Origin of the sequence: Wolbachia endosymbiont (group A) of Melitta haemorrhoidalis, assembly GCF_964273365.1 — a bacterium.
GTDB lineage: Bacteria > Pseudomonadota > Alphaproteobacteria > Rickettsiales > Anaplasmataceae > Wolbachia > Wolbachia pipientis.
Map to the genome: position 1 here is coordinate 671,645 of NZ_OZ187004.1, position 16,807 is coordinate 688,451.

Below are 16,807 nucleotides of genomic sequence, written 5' to 3' on the forward strand. Positions count from 1 at the left end.
CATCCAAGTAGCCTCCTATGGTGTCATCCCAGTGCCCAGACACTGGGATCCAGTTGAGCTATTTCAACAAAAATACTGCATTTTGAGATGAACGTTTATTTTCACCAGATTATTTACAAGTATAACAATTAAAGTCTGGATTCCAGTGTCAAGCACTGGAATGACACCGTCTTGGATGGAAACCAGTGTTGGCTACTCGGATGACATCATAGGGGCGCTGGGATGACACCCTGACAATCGTCATCCCGCTGCTTGTTAGCGGCTAAGAGATACCGCGGCGGCATGACGTAGGGAAACCGTTTTTTGGGTTAGCTATAACAGTAGTCAGGAAACAATAGCTTAAAAAGAGACTTAGTGTTAAATTTCTAATAGATTACTTATAAAAATAAATCTTATGGAAAGCAGAGCTAAGGCTTGGTTCATTTGGCTGATTAGTAACTTGGTTGTTATATTCAGCAACATGCAGATAATTTATACCTTTATAAGTGTAAATCTCGAAAAGGAACTTGGACTTACAATCGCGCAAGTTGCACTGGCTAATTCAGCATATACTTGGACTTTCGCCATCTTACAATTTTTTAGTGGAGCAACGTTTAATGTTTTTTCCAGTAAAAAAATTTATTTTTTCTCGTTATCAACTATGATCTTGGGGTTTTTTGTCCTTATTAATAGTGACAATTTCTCCCATTTGATTTTGTCTCAAGTGTTGATTGCAACTGGAGCATCATTTGGTTTTATTGGTGCTGCTCACACAAGTAGCATATGTTTTTCCGCTGCCCAATTTGGACTAATGTTTTCACTAGTGCAGACAATTTCAAGCCTTTCTGCTTTGGTAATTCAAATACTGTTCTCTAACTTGCTTGCCGAAGATGCATATTGGAAAAATCTGATTGTATGCATAATACTATTTGGTGTGTTGATATTTGTACTTACGCTTTTTTGTCCAAACACACTTCCAGAAAGCAGCTCAGAAAAGCGCACAATAAAAAGCTCTATGAAGACAGTAATGTGCTCTATATTAACAGTGCTAAAATTAAGAGATATCTGGATAACTTCAGTGGTGGGTGCTATTACTTTTGGAACATTTTTAGCACTTAATACCTTGTGGGCTCCAAGGTTACTGGGCAACTCAGAACTCAATGCAATGGAGTCAGGTATAGCAACTGCAATACTATGGCTTGGTCTTGCAGTTGGTGCTCCAATTGCAGATCGAATCTCAAACTTATTTAAAAATAGGAAACATGTAATTTCTGCTTTTGCTTTATTGCAAGGCGTCTCAATTATTATTTTACTATACAGCCATTTAACAGTCCACGTTGTGTACTTTTGTATGTTAATGTTCGGGTTTTTTGCGGGAGGACATATGCTTAATTTTACTGTCGGCAGCGAGATTGTGAAACGAAAATACATCAGCACATCATCATCCATTATCAATGGATTTATGTTTATTGGCAGTGGAGTTATAGTGTCAATGTTAGCACTTTTTACAGATCATAAAATGGCACTTTTTGCAATATTTGCGATATTGATAGTTGCCGGTATTTTAAATTATGCAACAAAAGAGACATACTCTAAAAAATAAAGTAGCTGAATCTCGAGTCGATTGCTATATTATATTTACGTATTGTAATATTTATCAATAATGGATCACGTTACAACAAAAGACACAACAGTAACTAAGGCAACGATAGCTGGAGATATAAACCAAGAAATAGGATTATCAAAGGAAGACTCTGTTTCGATAATAGATGATATATTGGACGAAATAAAGACAAGCTTGGTAAAGGATGGAATAGTAAAAATATCGTCATTTGGAACATTCTTGGTTAAGAAAAAGAAGGAAAGACCAGGAAATATACCAAATACATCGGAGAAAGTGATGATTCAGGCAAGAAATTCAGTTTCTTTTAGGCCTTCAAAAATTATAAAAAAATCAATCAATAATTAATGAACAAGGAAAAATTATTTTATACGATTGGGGAAGTAGCTGAAGAGCTACATTTGGAACAGCATGTTTTGAGATTTTGGGAAGGTCAATTTCATCAAATTAAGCCTACAAAGCGTAAAGGAAGAAGGCTATATGATCGCAAGTGTATAGAGGCCATAAAGAAAGTAAAATACATGCTATATGATAAAGGATATACAATAAAAGGAGTGCAAAAAGAATTTGGTAATGATATAAAAGTCACAAAGAATTTGTTGCAAGAACTCACCGATTTGAGGGACTATTTAACTAGTAAAATAAATAACGAGGAAAGTAACAAGCAGGCGTGAAACACTACGTCTCGCTAAAATTTTGGAGTTTTGTGAGAGTTTAAAATGTGGCATATAGCCTCATTTCTTATGTTATTAGCAATATTAATAGGCTGTGGCCTGCAAAAACCTGCACCTGTGCTGCTTAAAGGCGAAGAATTTTACGGAAAAAGAGATCTGGAATATACAAGAGAGTACCATTTAATTAGGGAGCCTTCAGTGCAAAAAGAAAGTAGAAAAGCCATCATAAATAGGATATACAAAGATAACAATAATACACAAAATGTGGGGGTAAATTGTAAATTTGTAATGCCAGTTAAAGGTTCAGCTACCTCTTCTGATGAAATGTGTAAGGATGGCATAAAAATTGCTGCTCAAAATGGAACGAACGTAGTTTCCTCTGCACCAGGCAAAGTGATATATGTAGGCAAAGGGCTGAGATGGTATGGGAATTTAATTATAGTGGAACACAAAGATAATTACATGACTGTGTACTCCTATTTAAAAAACATACATGTTGAAATTGGCGATAAAGTAAAGCAAGGTCAAGTAATTGGATCTGCAGGTAAATCAAGCACACAAGATAAAGATCCACAGATGTGTTTCACAATACGACATAATGGCCAAGCGGTTGATCCTTTGATGCATATGAACTGTAATTGAATTTGGATTTATATGAAATATGATTTTAAAAGTGTTGAAAAATTTTATCAAGATAAATGGGATTTTTCTGTAAGCAAGAGTGGTAAACAAGAAAAGTGTTACGTGTTGGAAATGTTTCCATATCCATCTGGTAAAATTCATATGGGACACTTACGTAACTATGCAATAGGGGATGTGATAGCGCGTTACAAGAGAGCTAATGGATTTGAGGTTTTGCATCCAATTGGCTGGGATGCGTTTGGATTACCAGCTGAGAATGCAGCAAGGGATAACAATATTAGCCCCGAAACATGGACAAAAGAGAATATAGATAATATGCGTACACAGTTGAAATCTATAGGTCTTTCTTATAATTGGGAGCGTGAACTCTCCACATGTGAGCCTGATTATTACAAACACGAACAAAAATTTTTCCTGGATTTTTTAAAGCATGGGCTTGCCTATCGAAAAGAATCATGGGTTAACTGGGATCCAGTGGACCAAACAGTGCTTGCAAATGAACAGGTGGTTGATGGAAAAGGATGGCGATCAGGTGCAGTTGTTGAAAAACGTAAGTTGTCCCAATGGTTTTTAAAGATTACTGATTTCGCTGAAGATTTACTCAAGTGCCTGCAAAGTTTGAAAAATTGGCCAGAAAAAGTCAAAACAATGCAGGAGCGTTGGATAGGAAAATCTGAAGGAGCAACTATAGAGTTTGAAGTAGTTGGCCTGAATAAGAAATTAAAAGTTTTTACAACTTATCCTCATACTTTGTTTGGGGCTTCTTTTTGTGCAGTGGCAGCAGAGCATCCTATTGTGCAGGATTTAAAGAATGGTTCTTCTGTTGTCATCCCAGTGCTTGACACTGGGATCCAGGAAATAAAATCAAAAAGAGAGAACGATGAAAAAATAGGAGTTTACACCGGATTAAACGTCAAACATCCATTTCTTGATAAGGAATTGCCGCTTTACATAGCGAATTTTGTGTTGATGGAATATGGGGAAGGCGCGATTTTTGGTTGCCCTGCACATGATCAGCGTGACTTTGAATTTGCACAGAAATATAATTTGCCGATAATTCCCGTTATTTCTTCAGCCCACTTAGGTGTCATTCCAGCGCGTGACCAGAATTCTTACAATGGATCCCAGTGTCAAGCTACTCAGATGACAAAGGAGGCGTATACTGGAGACGGGACAATGTTTAACTCCGAATTCTTAAACGGATTAATGGTTAGTGAAGCAAAGGAAGCCATAGTTAAAAAATTTGAAGAAAAAAAAATAGGCAAAAAAACAATAAACTATCGTTTGCACGATTGGGGAGTTTCAAGGCAGCGTTATTGGGGATGCCCTATACCTATCATATATTGCAAAGATTGCGGAACTGTTCCAGTGCCAGAAAAAGACCTTCCTGTAGTTCTACCAATAGATGTAGAATTTACAAGTGGTGGCAATCCGCTGGATAAGCACCCAACTTGGAAATTTGTTGATTGTCCAAAGTGCGGAAAGCAAGCAGAGCGTGAAACTGATACATTCGACACCTTTTTTGAATCTTCCTGGTATTTTGCTGCATTCTGTAGTGAAGATAAATCAATAGACAAAGATGCATGTAATCGTTTTATGCCTGTTGATTATTATATAGGTGGGATAGAACATGCAATTCTGCATTTGCTTTATTCAAGATTTTTCTGCCGTGCTTTAACCAAATGTGGCTATTTTGATATTAAAGAGCCTTTCTCTACTTTAATCACTCAAGGAATGGTCTGCCATGCAACTTATAAAGACGAAAATGGTAAGTGGCTATTTCCCGCAGAAGCAAAAGAATTAATAGCGCGAGGTGCAAAAGTTCAAGTGGGCAAAGTTGAAAAAATGAGCAAATCGAAAAAGAATACAGTTGACCCAAACTTTATCATAGAAAAGTATGGTGCTGATACTGCTCGCTTGTTTGTGTTGTCCGACACTCCTCCGGAGAAAGATATGGAATGGTCCGATGATGGCGTGGAAGGTTGTTCTCGTTATGTAAATAAATTGTGGCGTATGGTCATGCAGCTAAGACCTGTAAATATACACTATGATAATGAAAATGTTACGGGTGGACTTCTAGAGTACAGAAAAAAAATTCATAAACTCTTACACGGACTTACAGATGACTTGGAAAACTGCAGATTAAACTGTGTAGTGGCAAAATTTCGTGAGATGACGAATTTAATAGCTGAAATAGACGTAAAAACTGGAAAATCTCTTATTGATGAAGGTATATGTATATTAATCAGAGTAATCGAACCATTCATACCACATCTAGCTGAAAGCCTATGGCAAGAAATAGGAGGTCAACCTTGGCCAAAAGCTGATGAATCATTATTAGTTGACGATACGGTAACTATAGCAGTGCAAATCAATGGAAAATTACGTACAACAATCAAGGTGGCAATTAACTTACCTCAAGAAGAATTGAAGAAAATAGCGATAGACTCTGTGTCCAGTAAGATCGATCAAAGCAAAGTTCGCACTGTATATGCTGTACCAAATAAGATAGTAAATATAGTTATATAAAAGACCTGAGTAGTACGTTTTATATAATCTGATTTTATGGCTATACTTTTTTTGACATGTAGTTATATCTTTTTTAATATAAAGGATATATACTTATGCATTATATATTTTTTTGTATGAGGAGTTATATGAAAATAAAGAGATTGTGCGTTTTGGCTGTGTTGCTTACTTCATCTCTAGCAGGTGCAGCTAGTAATAGTGCAAGTAAGTCAGAAGATAAGTACTATGCAGGTTTAAACTTTGGTGCTGGTTGGGGTGGTGGCTTTAAAATGAAACCTGGTGTTGTTCTTGGTTACCATTATGACCAAAACTCTAAATTTGAACTTGAGGTTCTCAGTAATATTAAGTCATTAAAGAGCATAGGAGCTAGCTTATTGGCAAACTACCGCTTCTATCCTGACCTTGATATTGATCCCGTTAAACTATATGTCAGCGGAGGTTTAGGAGGATATCTCCAAATAACACCTTTTGGCTTTGGTGTTAGTGATACAGTTGATGGTGATGGCAATAGTTCACAAGAAGAAAAAGAAAAGGAAGAAGAAACACAAGGTGCTCCAGAATCAGGTGGTGAAGCTGCTGGTTCATCTGTAGTAGATAAAATACTGAGTTCTATTTCCTATAAACTAAAGTTAGGTGTTGATTATGAAATTACTCCGCAGATAATTGGTGCAGTTGGTATGACCATGGGTGGGCAACTAAGTGGTATAAAAGCAAAACAAATACCAGATGCAACTCTAGAGATAGGGGTACGTTATAATTTTTAATGCTGCTACTTAGTTCATAAAGGTAGAGACGATGTTGAGGATGAAATAAACAGCATTAAAAAAAATCCGAAAACGTATTTTCGAATATGGTTTTGAACGCTAGCTATAGATTAGAAAAATAACAAGAAAAAGGGTAAACATACTGTAATTGCTGTTGAATGATGGAGTCCATTATTTTAGCACGAAGTAACGAATTCAGTAGAATAAGTTCTTCAAAAATAATTTAAACTTTTATTAGTAGGAGCAGTCTCATGGAATATTATAGCGATCTCACTAAAAGAAACTTTTATAAGTATCGTTGATGAGAAAGGAAAAATTGTTAAGGAAGAAGTTGTTGCAAGAGAAAGTAAGGCAATAGCTGAATTTTTTCTTGGTCAAGGCAAAAATGACCTTACCCAGAAAAAGTGGAGAGAAAGTGTGGAATGTTTTTTACAAAAAGAATGATGCATCAAATTGTTCTGGAATGCAATAGTTAATAGTGACGTTGTTTGTTATAAAAAATTTCTATGTATTCAAATATTGCAGTTCTAGTTTGTTGAGCAGAGTGTTGTGAAGTATCAATAAGTATTTCTCTTTTCAATGAGCTAAAGAAGCTTTCTGCAACAGAATTGTCGTAACAACAGCCTTTATTACTCATCTATATTCTTTACAGCTAAGAGATATTGATACCCTTGCGCAGTATATTGTGAACCTTGGTCACTGTGCAGCAGTAGATTTTTAACAGGTTTACGCCTATTAATGGCCATTAATAAAGAGTTCATAACCAATTGTTTATTTATTGCACTACTCATTAACTACCATACGTGAGAATTATTGCTGCCAAATATAGCCATCCCTCCTTGGTTTTGATGTAAGTAATCCCATACTTTATTTGGTTGATCAACAATAAAGTTTTGATCTAGTATATTGGGAGCTACAGCTCTATTATCTGTTTGTTGTTTTTTAATTTTAAACTTTCTTCTCAGTATAGCCCTGATGTCATTTTTCTGCATAATACTTTGCACCGTTTTCAAATTGCAACTTTTACCCAAAGCCTTCAATTCAGCATGAATTTTAGGAGCTCCATATCTACATTTAGAAACTTGATATATTTTTTGAATAGCTTCGAGTAGCTCTTTATTTGCTGATTCTCTACTGCTTATTTTTCTTGTGGTCCACTTATAGTAGCCACTAGCAGAAAATCCTACATAATTCCTGTACTTTATAGCAGTTACTATATAAAAAAATATTTTACTCTTTTTGACTGGCCAGGGCTTTTTTTTAAATGTCTCTTTCCCTTGTTACTCTTGCTTTGTAAATCAAACCTCTCTTTGTCATAAGGTGCTACATCTGGAAATGCATTTGCCGCCGACTTTTTTTCGTTGTGTTTCTTTATCCATTTTCCTAATAAACCACCCTTTATTCCTAAATCTCTTGCTATTTTTGTAATTGTTTGACCTGCCTTTCTTTGTTCATTTGCCAGTTTAACAGCTTCCAATTTGAATTCTGCCGTATATTCTCTTACCATTTCTAATCCTCCAAAATTTTATTTTACCCAAAAAAACTCTTTTCTTTCTCTCCACTTTTTCTGGGTAAGGTCAAACAATGACTATGCAAAAAACCTAATAACATGTATAATCTATAAATAATTTCTGAGGTAGATTGTGAAACTAGGTGTTAATATCGATCACGTTGCAACCCTCCGCAACGCACGCGGAACTTCTTATCCAGATCCATTGAAAGCAGCAGAAATAGCCATTGACGCTGGAGCAGACTTTATTACTGTACACTTACGAGAAGATAGAAGGCATATTAGAGATGAAGACGTATTTAACCTAAAAAAAAGCATTAGCACTGAGCTAAATCTTGAAATTGCAGCCACGGAAGAAATGCTTGAAATAGCAAAAAAGGTAAAACCCTATTCGATTAGTATAGTACCAGAAAAAAGAGAAGAATTAACAACCGAAGGTGGCCTGGATATCGTGAATATGCACAGTAAACTTTCTAGTATAATAGAGGAAATGCATAGCTCTAGCATAAAAGTCTCACTGTTTATCGATCCAAATATTGATCAACTAAAATATCTTGAAAAGCTAGGGACAAAACCTGACATAATAGAAATTCACACAGGGGATTACTGTGATAATCCATCAGAAAAAAAGTTACAGTTAATTACTAATGCTGCAGAGTACGTCAATAAATTAGGAATAGAATGCCACGCAGGACATGGCATAACTTATAAACACGCTAAGAAGATGACAAGAATACCTCACATCTCAGCTCTTAACATAGGCCACTATTTAATTAGCGAAGCTGTATTTTACGGCTTACACAGCGTAGTAAAAACAATGAAAATGACAATGTCTAACTAACTGCTGCTTTTTCCTTCTCATTTAAAATACTTAAAAGAGTTTGGCTTGCTTTAAATTTTACCCTTGTCTTTTTAGGAACAGTCATGATCTGACCACTTTGGGGGTTACGACATTGTTTTTCCTGACTGATAGCAGTAGAAAATGTTCCTATTCCATGCAAACGTATTTCACCTTTCCCATGCAGCTCATTCTTTATTATTTTAATAAACGCATCATGAATCTTGCTCAAATCAGATTTTGTTATATCTATATTCTGACTAGAACAATCTTCCTTTAATTGTTTTATTATATCTTCTTTACTCATAAATTACCTTAATATTGAAAAAATCACATAAATAGCATATTATGTTGACACCGATAGTCAACTAAATTCATCACAAAAATAGAGGATATCATACATTTTTGCAAATATTTGTATAATACTTACAAAAAAACACCCCTATAAAATAACTATCTCTTAGAAAATTGACACTTTTTCCGAGCTTTATGTTGACCATATTTCTTACGTTCAACAACACGTGAATCTCTAGTTAAGAACTCACCATTACGTAGTATAGAATGCAAATCTTGGCTTACACTACTTAAAGCTCTGCTTATTCCATGAGCTAGAGCACCTGCTTGACCAGATAGCCCTCCACCTTTTACAGTTGCAAATACATCGTATTTATCCAATGTGGAAGTTGCAACAAATGGCATTTTTACTATTTGGCACACTGACTCTCTTTTAAAATAAGAAATTAGATCGCCTTTTTTGTTAACACTAAATTTTCCACTCCCCGGCTTTATCCATACTCTTGCTACAGATTCTTTTCTTCGGCCTGTAGCATATAAACGACCAAGCGAATCAACTGCTGATTTAATTGTCTTTTCTGACCAATCATTGTTATTTATTGTAGAACTCTTCATTTTTACTCCATTACTTTTTATTTTTACGATTCAAAGAGGCAAAATCTATCTTTTCAGGTTGCTGTCCTTGATGCTTATGCTCTGAACCAGAATAAACATACAAATTTTCAAAGCGTCTACGTGCCATAGGCCCATCATCAAGCATCCTTCTCACTGCCATTTCTATTACACGCTCAGGAAATTTGCCATTTAAAATATTATCTGGAGTAGTTTTCTTCAAACCACCAGAATAACCTGTATGCTTATAGTAAATTTTATCTTTAAGCTTCTTTCCGGTGAAATGCACCTTTTCTGCGTTGATAATAATTACATTATCGCCACAATCCATATGAGGTGTATACTCAGGTTTATGCTTTCCACGTAATAGTGTCGCTACAAATGCTGCAAGCCTCCCTACCACTAATCCTTCTGCATCTATGACAAACCACTTTTTATTGATTTGTTTCTCCTTTAAGAAAAAAGTCTTCATTATTTGATCCAACAATAGTAAGCTATGATATACTTAATTTCTCAATAGTGTCAACAATATTAGTTATTGATTATTAAAGTAATTTATGTTAGTAATTGAGCTGCGCAACCAATATGCATAGGAATTAGAATGTTTCGATTGATTATCACACTTGCGATCATTTTTAATACTATAAGTTGCTATGCAACCGATGTGGGAGAAGTGATAAGCAAAGCCATCAAAAATAGCTCAAAAATAAAGTCTCAATTTTACCAATATAAAAGCGCAGAAAAACACTATAAATCTTCTGGGTTAGCTGGATTTTTACCTGACATTAATTTGCAATACAATTTCGATAGTAACTTTAATCTTGATACATCTGAAAAAAAACTTACATTGCGCCAGAAATTAATCGATGGCGGTGGTACCTTTGCCACATTCAGTCGATCAAGCCATCTTCTCAAAGCAGAAAAGATGCGATTTCAGCAATTAAAACAAGAGCTTGCACTTAATGCTGTGAAAGCATATGTTAATGTTTTACAAAAGACAGAAATATTAAAGCTCAGAGAACATAAAGAACGCGTTTCTTTGGAACATTTGTCAGCTATGAAAAAACGCTTTTCCCTTGGAGAGGTAACCAATGCTGAAGTTTTGTTAGCAAAAGCAAAATTTTCGTCTTCTATATCCGAAAGAGTTGATGCTGAAGGTAAATTAAAGTTGGTAAATATTGCTTATTATCATTTGATTGGCGAAGATGCTGATGACCTTTCTGAAGCTAATGATAAACTACCTTCTGTTCCAGAGCTAAATGAATGTTTACAGTTAGCAAAAACCAATAATTTATCTCTAAAAGCAGCAGTTTATCAAAAAAGAGCAGCCGGAATGGAAGTGATTGCTGAAAGCTCTAAGTGGCTTCCTTCTTTAAATCTAAGTGCAAGCAAAAATTTTGGGGAGGATGGTATGAAGGTAGACAAACTATTAGAAAATGTTCATGTAGTTTTTACTCTTGATGTTCCAATCTTTAAGAGAGGAGTTAATGCTTTTGGTGTCAGTAAAGCTAAAATGGATGCAAAAAAATCTACCTACGATTATTATGAAACGGTAAAAAATATAGAACAAGCAGTTGTAAATGCTTGGAATAATGTGCTGACAGCAAAGGCCATTATTAAGGCAAGTCAAGAAGCGGAAAAAGCAGCAGCTCTAGCATTGGAAGGAGTTGAGCAAGAAGTAAACTTAAATTTAAAGAGTACATCTGACCTTTTGGACACTGAAGATGCATTATTTAAAGCACGTTCAGACTTAGTTGAAGCAAAAAGCAATTATGTGATTAGTGTTTACAACTTGCTTTTTATGATAAATAGTATAAACCTCTAAATTTAATGGTATTAGCACTATGCATGATGAACAAGGTAATCAATCTGTAAAAGATATCCTAGAAGATATAAAAAAAGCTATATCGGGTAAAAACGCGAGTAACGATAAAGCAGAAATAAAGGATGAAAATGATGATGTGCTATACCTTGAGGAAGAGTATCCAGAAGAAATAGAAGAAGATGGCAAAAAAGAAAATAATGAAAAAGAGGACATTGATAATGATGACCAAAGTGAGGAAATGGCTTGCAACAATAACCAATTTAATGGCCATAGCTACAATTCAGAAGAAAAAAAAGATATTTATTTGTACGATAATATCCAAATGAGTAATAACAAAGCGAGTAATAGCGGCTTACAAGCGCAAAATAACGATCATCTAATTTTAAAAGAGAATATGGAAGAGATCAAAGCGTTGCTTGGAAAAATGCAAAACGAATTACAGCATAAACAACAAAAAAAAGCGAACCTTACTGTTGAAGAATTAGTTACATCTCTTTTAAAACCTCAGCTCTCAGAATGGCTGAATAAATATCTACATGCACTGGTAAAAGAAGTAGTTGAAAAAGAGCTTAAAGATATAATCAATAATAAGTAGGGTATTAGTAATAAAAACTAGAGTAAAGACGGCTAGAGGCAGAAAACTATCTTCAACAAGGTGGCTACATCGTCATTTGAATGATCAGTATGTGCAAAAAACTAGCAAGGATGGTTATAGGTCACGCTCAGCATATAAGCTGGTAGAAATAGATAACAAATTTAAATTATTCCAAGAAGGGCAAAAAATTATTGATCTTGGTGCTTCTCCTGGTGGATGGTCACAAGTTGCATCTCAGAAAGGTGCAAATGTGGTTGCTCTTGACATAAAACCAATGAACGCAATTAATGGAGTAGAGTTTATACAATGTGATATTATCAATGAGTTTGAAATTTTAAGAGAAAAATTCAAGGATCAAAAATTTGATGTAATTTTATCTGACATGGCGCCCGAATCTTGTGGTTTAAAATCGTTGGATCATATCAGAATTATGCTTTTATGCGAAGCAGCGCTCAATTTTGCAAAGCATTTCTTGAGTCATGGTGGCACGTTTGTAGTAAAAATTTTCCAAGGAGAATCTGACAAAGATTTTTGTAACGAGCTAAAAAAAATGTTTAAAACAGTAAAATACTTTAAACCAAAGTCAAGTAGATCTGAATCTACAGAAATGTATTTGGTAAGTTTAGGCTTTATTGGCAGCAAACCTTCTATATAATATTAATCTAGGTAGTCCGCAGAAACAAAAAACTTGCTTGACAAACCTCGCCAGCCCCCTTATCATAAAACTGAAGCTATTGTATTTGCTTTCGCCAATCTGCAGATTAAAAGGTAAGGATTACTTAATGTATCGGCGTCTTATGTTCAATTTTTTGCAGTATATAGATACTGTATGTCTTTACAAAACTTCATCTACATCTAGATTTTTATCTAAATAAGCTGAACGCGCTTATAAAGCGTTACAAGACATCAAAAAATGCCAATACTCGACAGAGATAGTAAAAGACTAGCTAACTCGGGGATTCTTTGTCTTTTTTTCTGCTTAGTAAATTTCTTAAACATTTGCAGCGTAGGTTAGTTGCAATTAAAAGCAGCTAAATCTTGCTTGTCAAGCGTTTAAAACATAAAAAACGCCAATATTTTAAAGCAGATAATAACCCCAGGGCTTCTTTTGCCTTTTTTTTTATTTGGTAAATTTCTTAAATATTTATAGCTAAACGACAATCGTCATCCCAGCGGGATCTGGAGATACCGCGGCGGTATGACGGTTCGCGACGGCATGACGATAAGGTTTATATCTTGTCATCCCAGTGCTTGACACTGGGATCCAGGAATTTTATTAAGTTGGTGAGCATAAAAATAGCTGTTTTACGTTAAAATACAATGTTTTAATGATTATGGAAAAGCTGGATTCCAGTGTCAAGCACTGGAATGACACCATAGGGGCACTGCCATCATAAAGGAACCAGTGTCGGCTACTCGGATGACATCATAGGGGCGCTGGGATGACACCCTGACAATCGTCATCCCGCTACTTGTTAGCGGGATCTGGAGATACCGTGACGGTATGATGAGGGAGAACAGTTAGCGGATGAGATACCGCGAATGAATCGCGGTATAACGGTTCGCGGTGGCATGATGTAGGACTGCTGTGACACCATTATAGAATGAACCAGTGTCAGCTACTTGCATAGAAAATGTTTATGACTAATTTTTAGATCAAACATGGAATTTCGACAAACTTAACTTTTTTGTGAGATGGTTCAGCAATAATAAATAAATTAGGTGTAAAAGTTATGGCAATAGAAAAGGAAAAGTTTTTTGAAATAATATGCAATGTGAGTGAGAGTAAAGATTTGAATGAGGATAATTTGCTCCAAAAAATAAAAGATGAGTTATGTAAAAAAGATTATGCAGAATACGACAAGTTTAAACGTAATTTTAGTAAGGAGCATCAATTCAGTATAAAAATTTCAGACAAAATAGAAGATTGGACATTATTACATCTTGCTGCGGCATGTAACAATTTATTGACAGTAGAACTTCTACTAAAAAAGAAAGCAAGTGTTAAAACTCGAGTCAAAGATGGATCTAATGATGGACCAACTGCTTTGGACATTGCTACTTCGAATAGTGATCAAGAGATAGTGCATTTACTAGATGCTAAAGCAAATTCTAAATTAGAAAAAAATAAAGACAAAACTCCAAGAGATATCATAATAAAAACGAATAAAACTCCAGAAGGTTTAGTTGTGAACGGGAATAATGCAGCTGCTGCACCAGCAAATGTTATAAGTCCTTGTTTGAAACAACATGATGCTACACGTGATGATAAACAGACTTCTGTTACGGGTGAAAGTAGTGACAGTACAGTAGATAAGCAATACTTACGTGTTAGTGTTAAGAATATGGTACAAAATTTTGAGTCGCCGCAAAAAATAAATGCCACATGTAGTAATGAACAGACCTCTATCTCTTTAAATGAAAGTAGTAGTAGTGACGACAGTGGAATATGTACTGAATCAGAAGATGGAGGAGATATTGATGCAAAAAATGAAGAATCAAAAAGTCATGTAACTGAATATCAGAGTAAATTGGAAGCATTGGAGAAACAAAACCAAAAAGAGAATCAATCACTAAAACAAAAAATACAAGATCTAGAAAGTAAAAACGCAACGCTTAAGGGTGAATTAGAAAAAACTAAAAAAAACGAAGTACCATTAGAAAAAGCGCAAAAGGAACTAACAGAATTGAGAAATTGTGTCACTGAACATGAGACTAAATTGGAAGCACTGGAGAAACTCAATGAAGAGAATGAATCACTAGAACAAAAAATACAAGATCTAGAAAGTAAAAATACAACACTTAATAGCGAATTAGAAGAAAACGAAAATAAGCATTCTAAAACAAAAGTGTTGTTAGAAAAAGCGCAAAAGGAACTAGCAGAATCAAAAAGTTGCATAGTTGGACATGAGACTAAGTTGAAAGAATTCGATAAAGAGAATGAATCACTAACACAAAAAATAAGATGTATTAAATAAGACTTGACCTGACACTTTAAAAAAGTAAGTTAAAAATAATAAAAATAAAGGAGTGTTAGATATGAGTACAATACAGACAAAAATATTAAAACCAAAGCTAGGATTATTAGAACTAGCAAAACAACTAGGAAATGTGTCTCAAGCATGCAAAGTGATGGGATACTCAAGAGATACATTTTATCGCTTTAAGGAGTTATATGAAAATGGAGGAGAGGAAGCATTACATGAAATAAGTAAGAAAAAACCGCTATTAGCAAACAGAGTTTCCGACGATATAGAAAGAGCAGTGATTAGTATAGCAACAGAATTTCCAGCATATGGGCAAGAAAGAGCTGCAAATGAACTGAGAAAAAGAGGTATAATAATTTCTCAGGGAGGAGTAAGGTCTGTATGGCTAAGAAATGACCTTGAAACTCTCAAAAAGAGACTTAAAGCACTAGAGACAAAAGTAGCTCAAGACGGAATCATTTTAACTGAAGAACAACTTGCAGCTTTAGAAAAAGTGAAAGAACAAAGGGAAGCTCATGGTGAAATTGAGACGCAACATCCAGGTTATTTGGGTTCTCAAGATACCTATTATGTGGGCAATATCAAAGGTATAGGGCGCATTTATCAGCAAACTTTTGTTGATACTTATTCCAGAGTTGCAATGGTTAAACTTTACACGGACAGAACAGCTATTACAGCTGCAGATCTTCTCAACGATAGAGTTATTCCATTTTTTGATGAGCAGAAAATTCCATTATTACGCATTTTAACTGATAGGGGTACGGAGTATTGTGGCAAGCCCGAAAATCACGCTTATCAGCTTTATTTGGGCATAGAAAACATCGATCATTCTAGAACTAAAGCCAACTCTCCACAGACTAATGGCATATGTGAAAGGTTTCATAGAACCATGCAAGATGAGTGTTACAATATCATCTTTAGAAAGAAAATCTACAGTTCTTTGGAAGATCTACAGATTGATGTTGATCATTGGTTGCGTTCTTATAATGAGACAAGACCTCACTCGGGTAAATATTGCTATGGCAAAACGCCTATGCAAACTTTTCTTGATAGCAAATATATTGCTTTTCAGAAAAATATTAGTAGCATTACACAAGAGCCTGATATTAGTTTTGACTACCTCAATTCTTCTGTCAGTTAATTCTTGTCTGTCAGATCAAATCTTGTCTTTTACATGGTGAACTGGGCAAAACTAAAACAAATGAAGTGTCACTAGAAAAAGTAGGAAAAAGACAATTTTCCCCAAAAGTTGCCTATGCGAGCCTTGCAGCTATGTTAGCAGTAGGTGCTGCTCTTAGTATTGCTTCCGGATTGTCTGCTCTATTAATAGTTGCAGCTTCTGTGGTATCTGCACTGATAGCTGGTGGCATTACATACACAATATCAAAACCCATCGCTGAACCAAAACCTACCACTGAATTGAAAGAAGTGAATATTCAAGATTCAGCACAACGGTGTTTGTAAAATTTAATTTGTACACTTGCTATAGATTCCAGCGCGTGACGCTGGAATGTAGTAAAAAGTATTTGTAAGTTACACAGTAGTGTGAATTTTTTACTTCGGTAGTTTTTCATTGTCATTATAATCATAATAATAGTTGAGTTTAATTGATATGAAAACTTTTACGAAAAATTTTAAAAATAACGAAAAAAAGCTAGAGGAGTTTAATAAGGAAATTGAAGATATAACAACTATAGCTCAAGATAAATTTGCACATGAACTTGAAAATATCGCATATGACAGTGTGCAAAAATTTCGCAGTCTGCTTGCTAAAGAGTTAAACTCCACCTTCAATAATATTCATTCTCAAAATGTCAATCTACTAAAATCCAGCCTAGTTGAATATGCTATAAGTTCAAATTTTATCAACAAAAAAGGAGAAACAGCTTTAATACGTTCTCTTCTTAATATATTCATACGATAAAGCACTCAGAGTT

At 34.9% G+C, this 16,807-nt stretch carries 21 protein-coding genes; 14 read left to right on the forward strand and 7 right to left on the reverse strand.

What is annotated here, in order from left to right; translation table 11 throughout:
- Positions 1-394 precede the first annotated feature (394 nt).
- The 6 genes from ACICPZ_RS03430 (at position 395) to ACICPZ_RS03455 (ending at position 6,209) form a co-directional block, all read left to right on the forward strand.
- Positions 395-1,582, forward strand: a complete 1,188-nt coding sequence (locus ACICPZ_RS03430; protein ID WP_141456806.1) for an MFS transporter — start codon at positions 395-397, stop codon at positions 1,580-1,582.
- Positions 1,583-1,642: 60 nt separating this feature from the next.
- Complete coding sequence (locus ACICPZ_RS03435) at positions 1,643-1,948, forward strand: integration host factor subunit alpha (RefSeq protein WP_006279881.1); 306 nt, start codon at positions 1,643-1,645, stop codon at positions 1,946-1,948.
- A complete protein-coding gene (locus tag ACICPZ_RS03440) occupies positions 1,948-2,274 on the forward strand; it encodes a MerR family transcriptional regulator (RefSeq protein WP_006279880.1) in 327 nt (108 codons plus the stop codon). The genes ACICPZ_RS03435 and ACICPZ_RS03440 overlap by 1 nt, the downstream gene beginning before the upstream one ends.
- A gap of 45 nt (positions 2,275-2,319) precedes the next feature.
- Positions 2,320-2,916 (forward strand): murein hydrolase activator EnvC family protein, encoded by a 597-nt coding sequence (locus ACICPZ_RS03445; protein WP_006279879.1) that lies wholly within the window; start codon positions 2,320-2,322, stop codon positions 2,914-2,916.
- Positions 2,917-2,928: 12 nt separating this feature from the next.
- Entirely contained in the window at positions 2,929-5,445 is a 2,517-nt protein-coding gene (gene leuS / locus ACICPZ_RS03450) for a leucine--tRNA ligase (RefSeq protein ID WP_010962340.1), read from the forward strand.
- Between the two features lie 128 nt (positions 5,446-5,573).
- The gene (locus tag ACICPZ_RS03455) at positions 5,574-6,209 is read left to right on the forward strand and encodes a membrane protein (protein ID WP_010962341.1); all 636 of its coding nucleotides are present in this window, start codon (positions 5,574-5,576) and stop codon (positions 6,207-6,209) included.
- Positions 6,210-6,681: 472 nt separating this feature from the next.
- On the opposite strand, the gene ACICPZ_RS03460 is transcribed toward ACICPZ_RS03455, so the two are convergent.
- From ACICPZ_RS03460 to ACICPZ_RS03475, 4 genes are read right to left on the reverse strand one after another with little or no spacing between them, the layout of a single operon-like run.
- The gene (locus ACICPZ_RS03460) at positions 6,682-6,846 is read right to left on the reverse strand and encodes an IS3 family transposase (protein WP_010082072.1); all 165 of its coding nucleotides are present in this window, start codon (positions 6,844-6,846) and stop codon (positions 6,682-6,684) included.
- Complete coding sequence (locus ACICPZ_RS03465) at positions 6,839-7,000, reverse strand: DDE-type integrase/transposase/recombinase (RefSeq protein ID WP_010082071.1); 162 nt, start codon at positions 6,998-7,000, stop codon at positions 6,839-6,841. The genes ACICPZ_RS03460 and ACICPZ_RS03465 overlap by 8 nt, the downstream gene beginning before the upstream one ends.
- Before the next feature lie 3 nt (positions 7,001-7,003).
- Positions 7,004-7,438, reverse strand: a complete 435-nt coding sequence (locus ACICPZ_RS03470; RefSeq protein WP_144078574.1) for an IS3 family transposase — start codon at positions 7,436-7,438, stop codon at positions 7,004-7,006.
- On the reverse strand, positions 7,423-7,716 hold the full coding sequence (locus tag ACICPZ_RS03475; RefSeq protein WP_010082069.1) for a transposase: 294 nt from the start codon (positions 7,714-7,716) through the stop codon (positions 7,423-7,425). Before ACICPZ_RS03475 ends, ACICPZ_RS03470 begins: the two co-directional genes overlap by 16 nt.
- A 136-nt stretch (positions 7,717-7,852) precedes the next feature.
- Here ACICPZ_RS03475 and ACICPZ_RS03480 point away from each other — a divergent pair, with 136 nt between their 5' ends.
- Positions 7,853-8,560, forward strand: coding sequence for a pyridoxine 5'-phosphate synthase (locus tag ACICPZ_RS03480; protein WP_006279877.1), 708 nt, complete (start codon positions 7,853-7,855; stop codon positions 8,558-8,560).
- Here the strand turns inward: ACICPZ_RS03480 and ACICPZ_RS03485 are convergent.
- From ACICPZ_RS03485 to rplM, 3 genes are all read right to left on the reverse strand, one after another.
- Positions 8,553-8,864, reverse strand: coding sequence for an HU family DNA-binding protein (locus ACICPZ_RS03485; RefSeq protein WP_010082594.1), 312 nt, complete (start codon positions 8,862-8,864; stop codon positions 8,553-8,555). The genes ACICPZ_RS03480 and ACICPZ_RS03485 overlap by 8 nt on opposite strands.
- 146 nt (positions 8,865-9,010) lie before the next feature.
- On the reverse strand, positions 9,011-9,466 hold the full coding sequence (gene rpsI, locus ACICPZ_RS03490; protein ID WP_006279875.1) for a 30S ribosomal protein S9: 456 nt from the start codon (positions 9,464-9,466) through the stop codon (positions 9,011-9,013).
- Positions 9,467-9,476: 10 nt separating this feature from the next.
- On the reverse strand, positions 9,477-9,935 hold the full coding sequence (rplM, locus tag ACICPZ_RS03495) for a 50S ribosomal protein L13 (RefSeq protein WP_264374242.1): 459 nt from the start codon (positions 9,933-9,935) through the stop codon (positions 9,477-9,479).
- A gap of 129 nt (positions 9,936-10,064) precedes the next feature.
- Here rplM and ACICPZ_RS03500 point away from each other — a divergent pair, with 129 nt between their 5' ends.
- The 7 genes from ACICPZ_RS03500 to ACICPZ_RS03530 all read left to right on the forward strand — a co-directional run bounded on the left by ACICPZ_RS03500 (position 10,065) and on the right by ACICPZ_RS03530 (position 16,794).
- Positions 10,065-11,288 carry a TolC family protein gene (locus ACICPZ_RS03500; protein WP_010082597.1) on the forward strand — a complete coding sequence of 408 codons (1,224 nt, stop codon included), beginning with the start codon at positions 10,065-10,067 and terminating at the stop codon, positions 11,286-11,288.
- A 19-nt stretch (positions 11,289-11,307) separates the two neighbouring features.
- Entirely contained in the window at positions 11,308-11,883 is a 576-nt protein-coding gene (locus ACICPZ_RS03505; protein ID WP_010082598.1) for a PopZ family protein, read from the forward strand.
- Positions 11,884-11,959: 76 nt separating this feature from the next.
- Positions 11,960-12,538 (forward strand): RlmE family RNA methyltransferase, encoded by a 579-nt coding sequence (locus ACICPZ_RS03510; protein WP_264373700.1) that lies wholly within the window; start codon positions 11,960-11,962, stop codon positions 12,536-12,538.
- A gap of 1,078 nt (positions 12,539-13,616) precedes the next feature.
- Positions 13,617-14,861: an ankyrin repeat domain-containing protein gene (locus ACICPZ_RS03515; RefSeq protein ID WP_395462141.1), complete on the forward strand. Its 1,245-nt coding sequence runs from the start codon at positions 13,617-13,619 to the stop codon at positions 14,859-14,861.
- A gap of 61 nt (positions 14,862-14,922) precedes the next feature.
- Positions 14,923-16,011 carry an IS481-like element ISWpi2 family transposase gene (locus tag ACICPZ_RS03520; RefSeq protein ID WP_264373697.1) on the forward strand — a complete coding sequence of 363 codons (1,089 nt, stop codon included), beginning with the start codon at positions 14,923-14,925 and terminating at the stop codon, positions 16,009-16,011.
- A 65-nt stretch (positions 16,012-16,076) separates the two neighbouring features.
- A complete protein-coding gene (locus tag ACICPZ_RS03525) occupies positions 16,077-16,334 on the forward strand; it encodes a hypothetical protein (RefSeq protein WP_395462142.1) in 258 nt (85 codons plus the stop codon).
- Between the two features lie 148 nt (positions 16,335-16,482).
- Positions 16,483-16,794, forward strand: a complete 312-nt coding sequence (locus ACICPZ_RS03530; RefSeq protein ID WP_015588824.1) for a hypothetical protein — start codon at positions 16,483-16,485, stop codon at positions 16,792-16,794.
- Positions 16,795-16,807 lie beyond the last annotated feature (13 nt).

Bases quoted from the DNA above. Each gene is read 5' to 3' on its own strand.
- ACICPZ_RS03430 (WP_141456806.1), top strand. From the start codon at position 395: ATGGAAAGCAGAGCTAAGGCTTGGTTCATTTGGCTGATTAGTAACTTG.
- ACICPZ_RS03435 (WP_006279881.1), top strand. From the start codon at position 1,643: ATGGATCACGTTACAACAAAAGACACAACAGTAACTAAGGCAACGATA.
- ACICPZ_RS03440 (WP_006279880.1), top strand. From the start codon at position 1,948: ATGAACAAGGAAAAATTATTTTATACGATTGGGGAAGTAGCTGAAGAG.
- ACICPZ_RS03445 (WP_006279879.1), top strand. From the start codon at position 2,320: ATGTGGCATATAGCCTCATTTCTTATGTTATTAGCAATATTAATAGGC.
- leuS (WP_010962340.1), top strand. From the start codon at position 2,929: ATGAAATATGATTTTAAAAGTGTTGAAAAATTTTATCAAGATAAATGG.
- ACICPZ_RS03455 (WP_010962341.1), top strand. From the start codon at position 5,574: ATGAAAATAAAGAGATTGTGCGTTTTGGCTGTGTTGCTTACTTCATCT.
- ACICPZ_RS03460 (WP_010082072.1), bottom strand. From the start codon at position 6,846: ATGAGTAATAAAGGCTGTTGTTACGACAATTCTGTTGCAGAAAGCTTC.
- ACICPZ_RS03465 (WP_010082071.1), bottom strand. From the start codon at position 7,000: ATGAGTAGTGCAATAAATAAACAATTGGTTATGAACTCTTTATTAATG.
- ACICPZ_RS03475 (WP_010082069.1), bottom strand. From the start codon at position 7,716: ATGGTAAGAGAATATACGGCAGAATTCAAATTGGAAGCTGTTAAACTG.
- ACICPZ_RS03485 (WP_010082594.1), bottom strand. From the start codon at position 8,864: ATGAGTAAAGAAGATATAATAAAACAATTAAAGGAAGATTGTTCTAGT.
- rpsI (WP_006279875.1), bottom strand. From the start codon at position 9,466: ATGAAGAGTTCTACAATAAATAACAATGATTGGTCAGAAAAGACAATT.
- rplM (WP_264374242.1), bottom strand. From the start codon at position 9,935: ATGAAGACTTTTTTCTTAAAGGAGAAACAAATCAATAAAAAGTGGTTT.
- ACICPZ_RS03500 (WP_010082597.1), top strand. From the start codon at position 10,065: ATGTTTCGATTGATTATCACACTTGCGATCATTTTTAATACTATAAGT.
- ACICPZ_RS03505 (WP_010082598.1), top strand. From the start codon at position 11,308: ATGCATGATGAACAAGGTAATCAATCTGTAAAAGATATCCTAGAAGAT.
- ACICPZ_RS03515 (WP_395462141.1), top strand. From the start codon at position 13,617: ATGGCAATAGAAAAGGAAAAGTTTTTTGAAATAATATGCAATGTGAGT.
- ACICPZ_RS03520 (WP_264373697.1), top strand. From the start codon at position 14,923: ATGAGTACAATACAGACAAAAATATTAAAACCAAAGCTAGGATTATTA.
- ACICPZ_RS03530 (WP_015588824.1), top strand. From the start codon at position 16,483: ATGAAAACTTTTACGAAAAATTTTAAAAATAACGAAAAAAAGCTAGAG.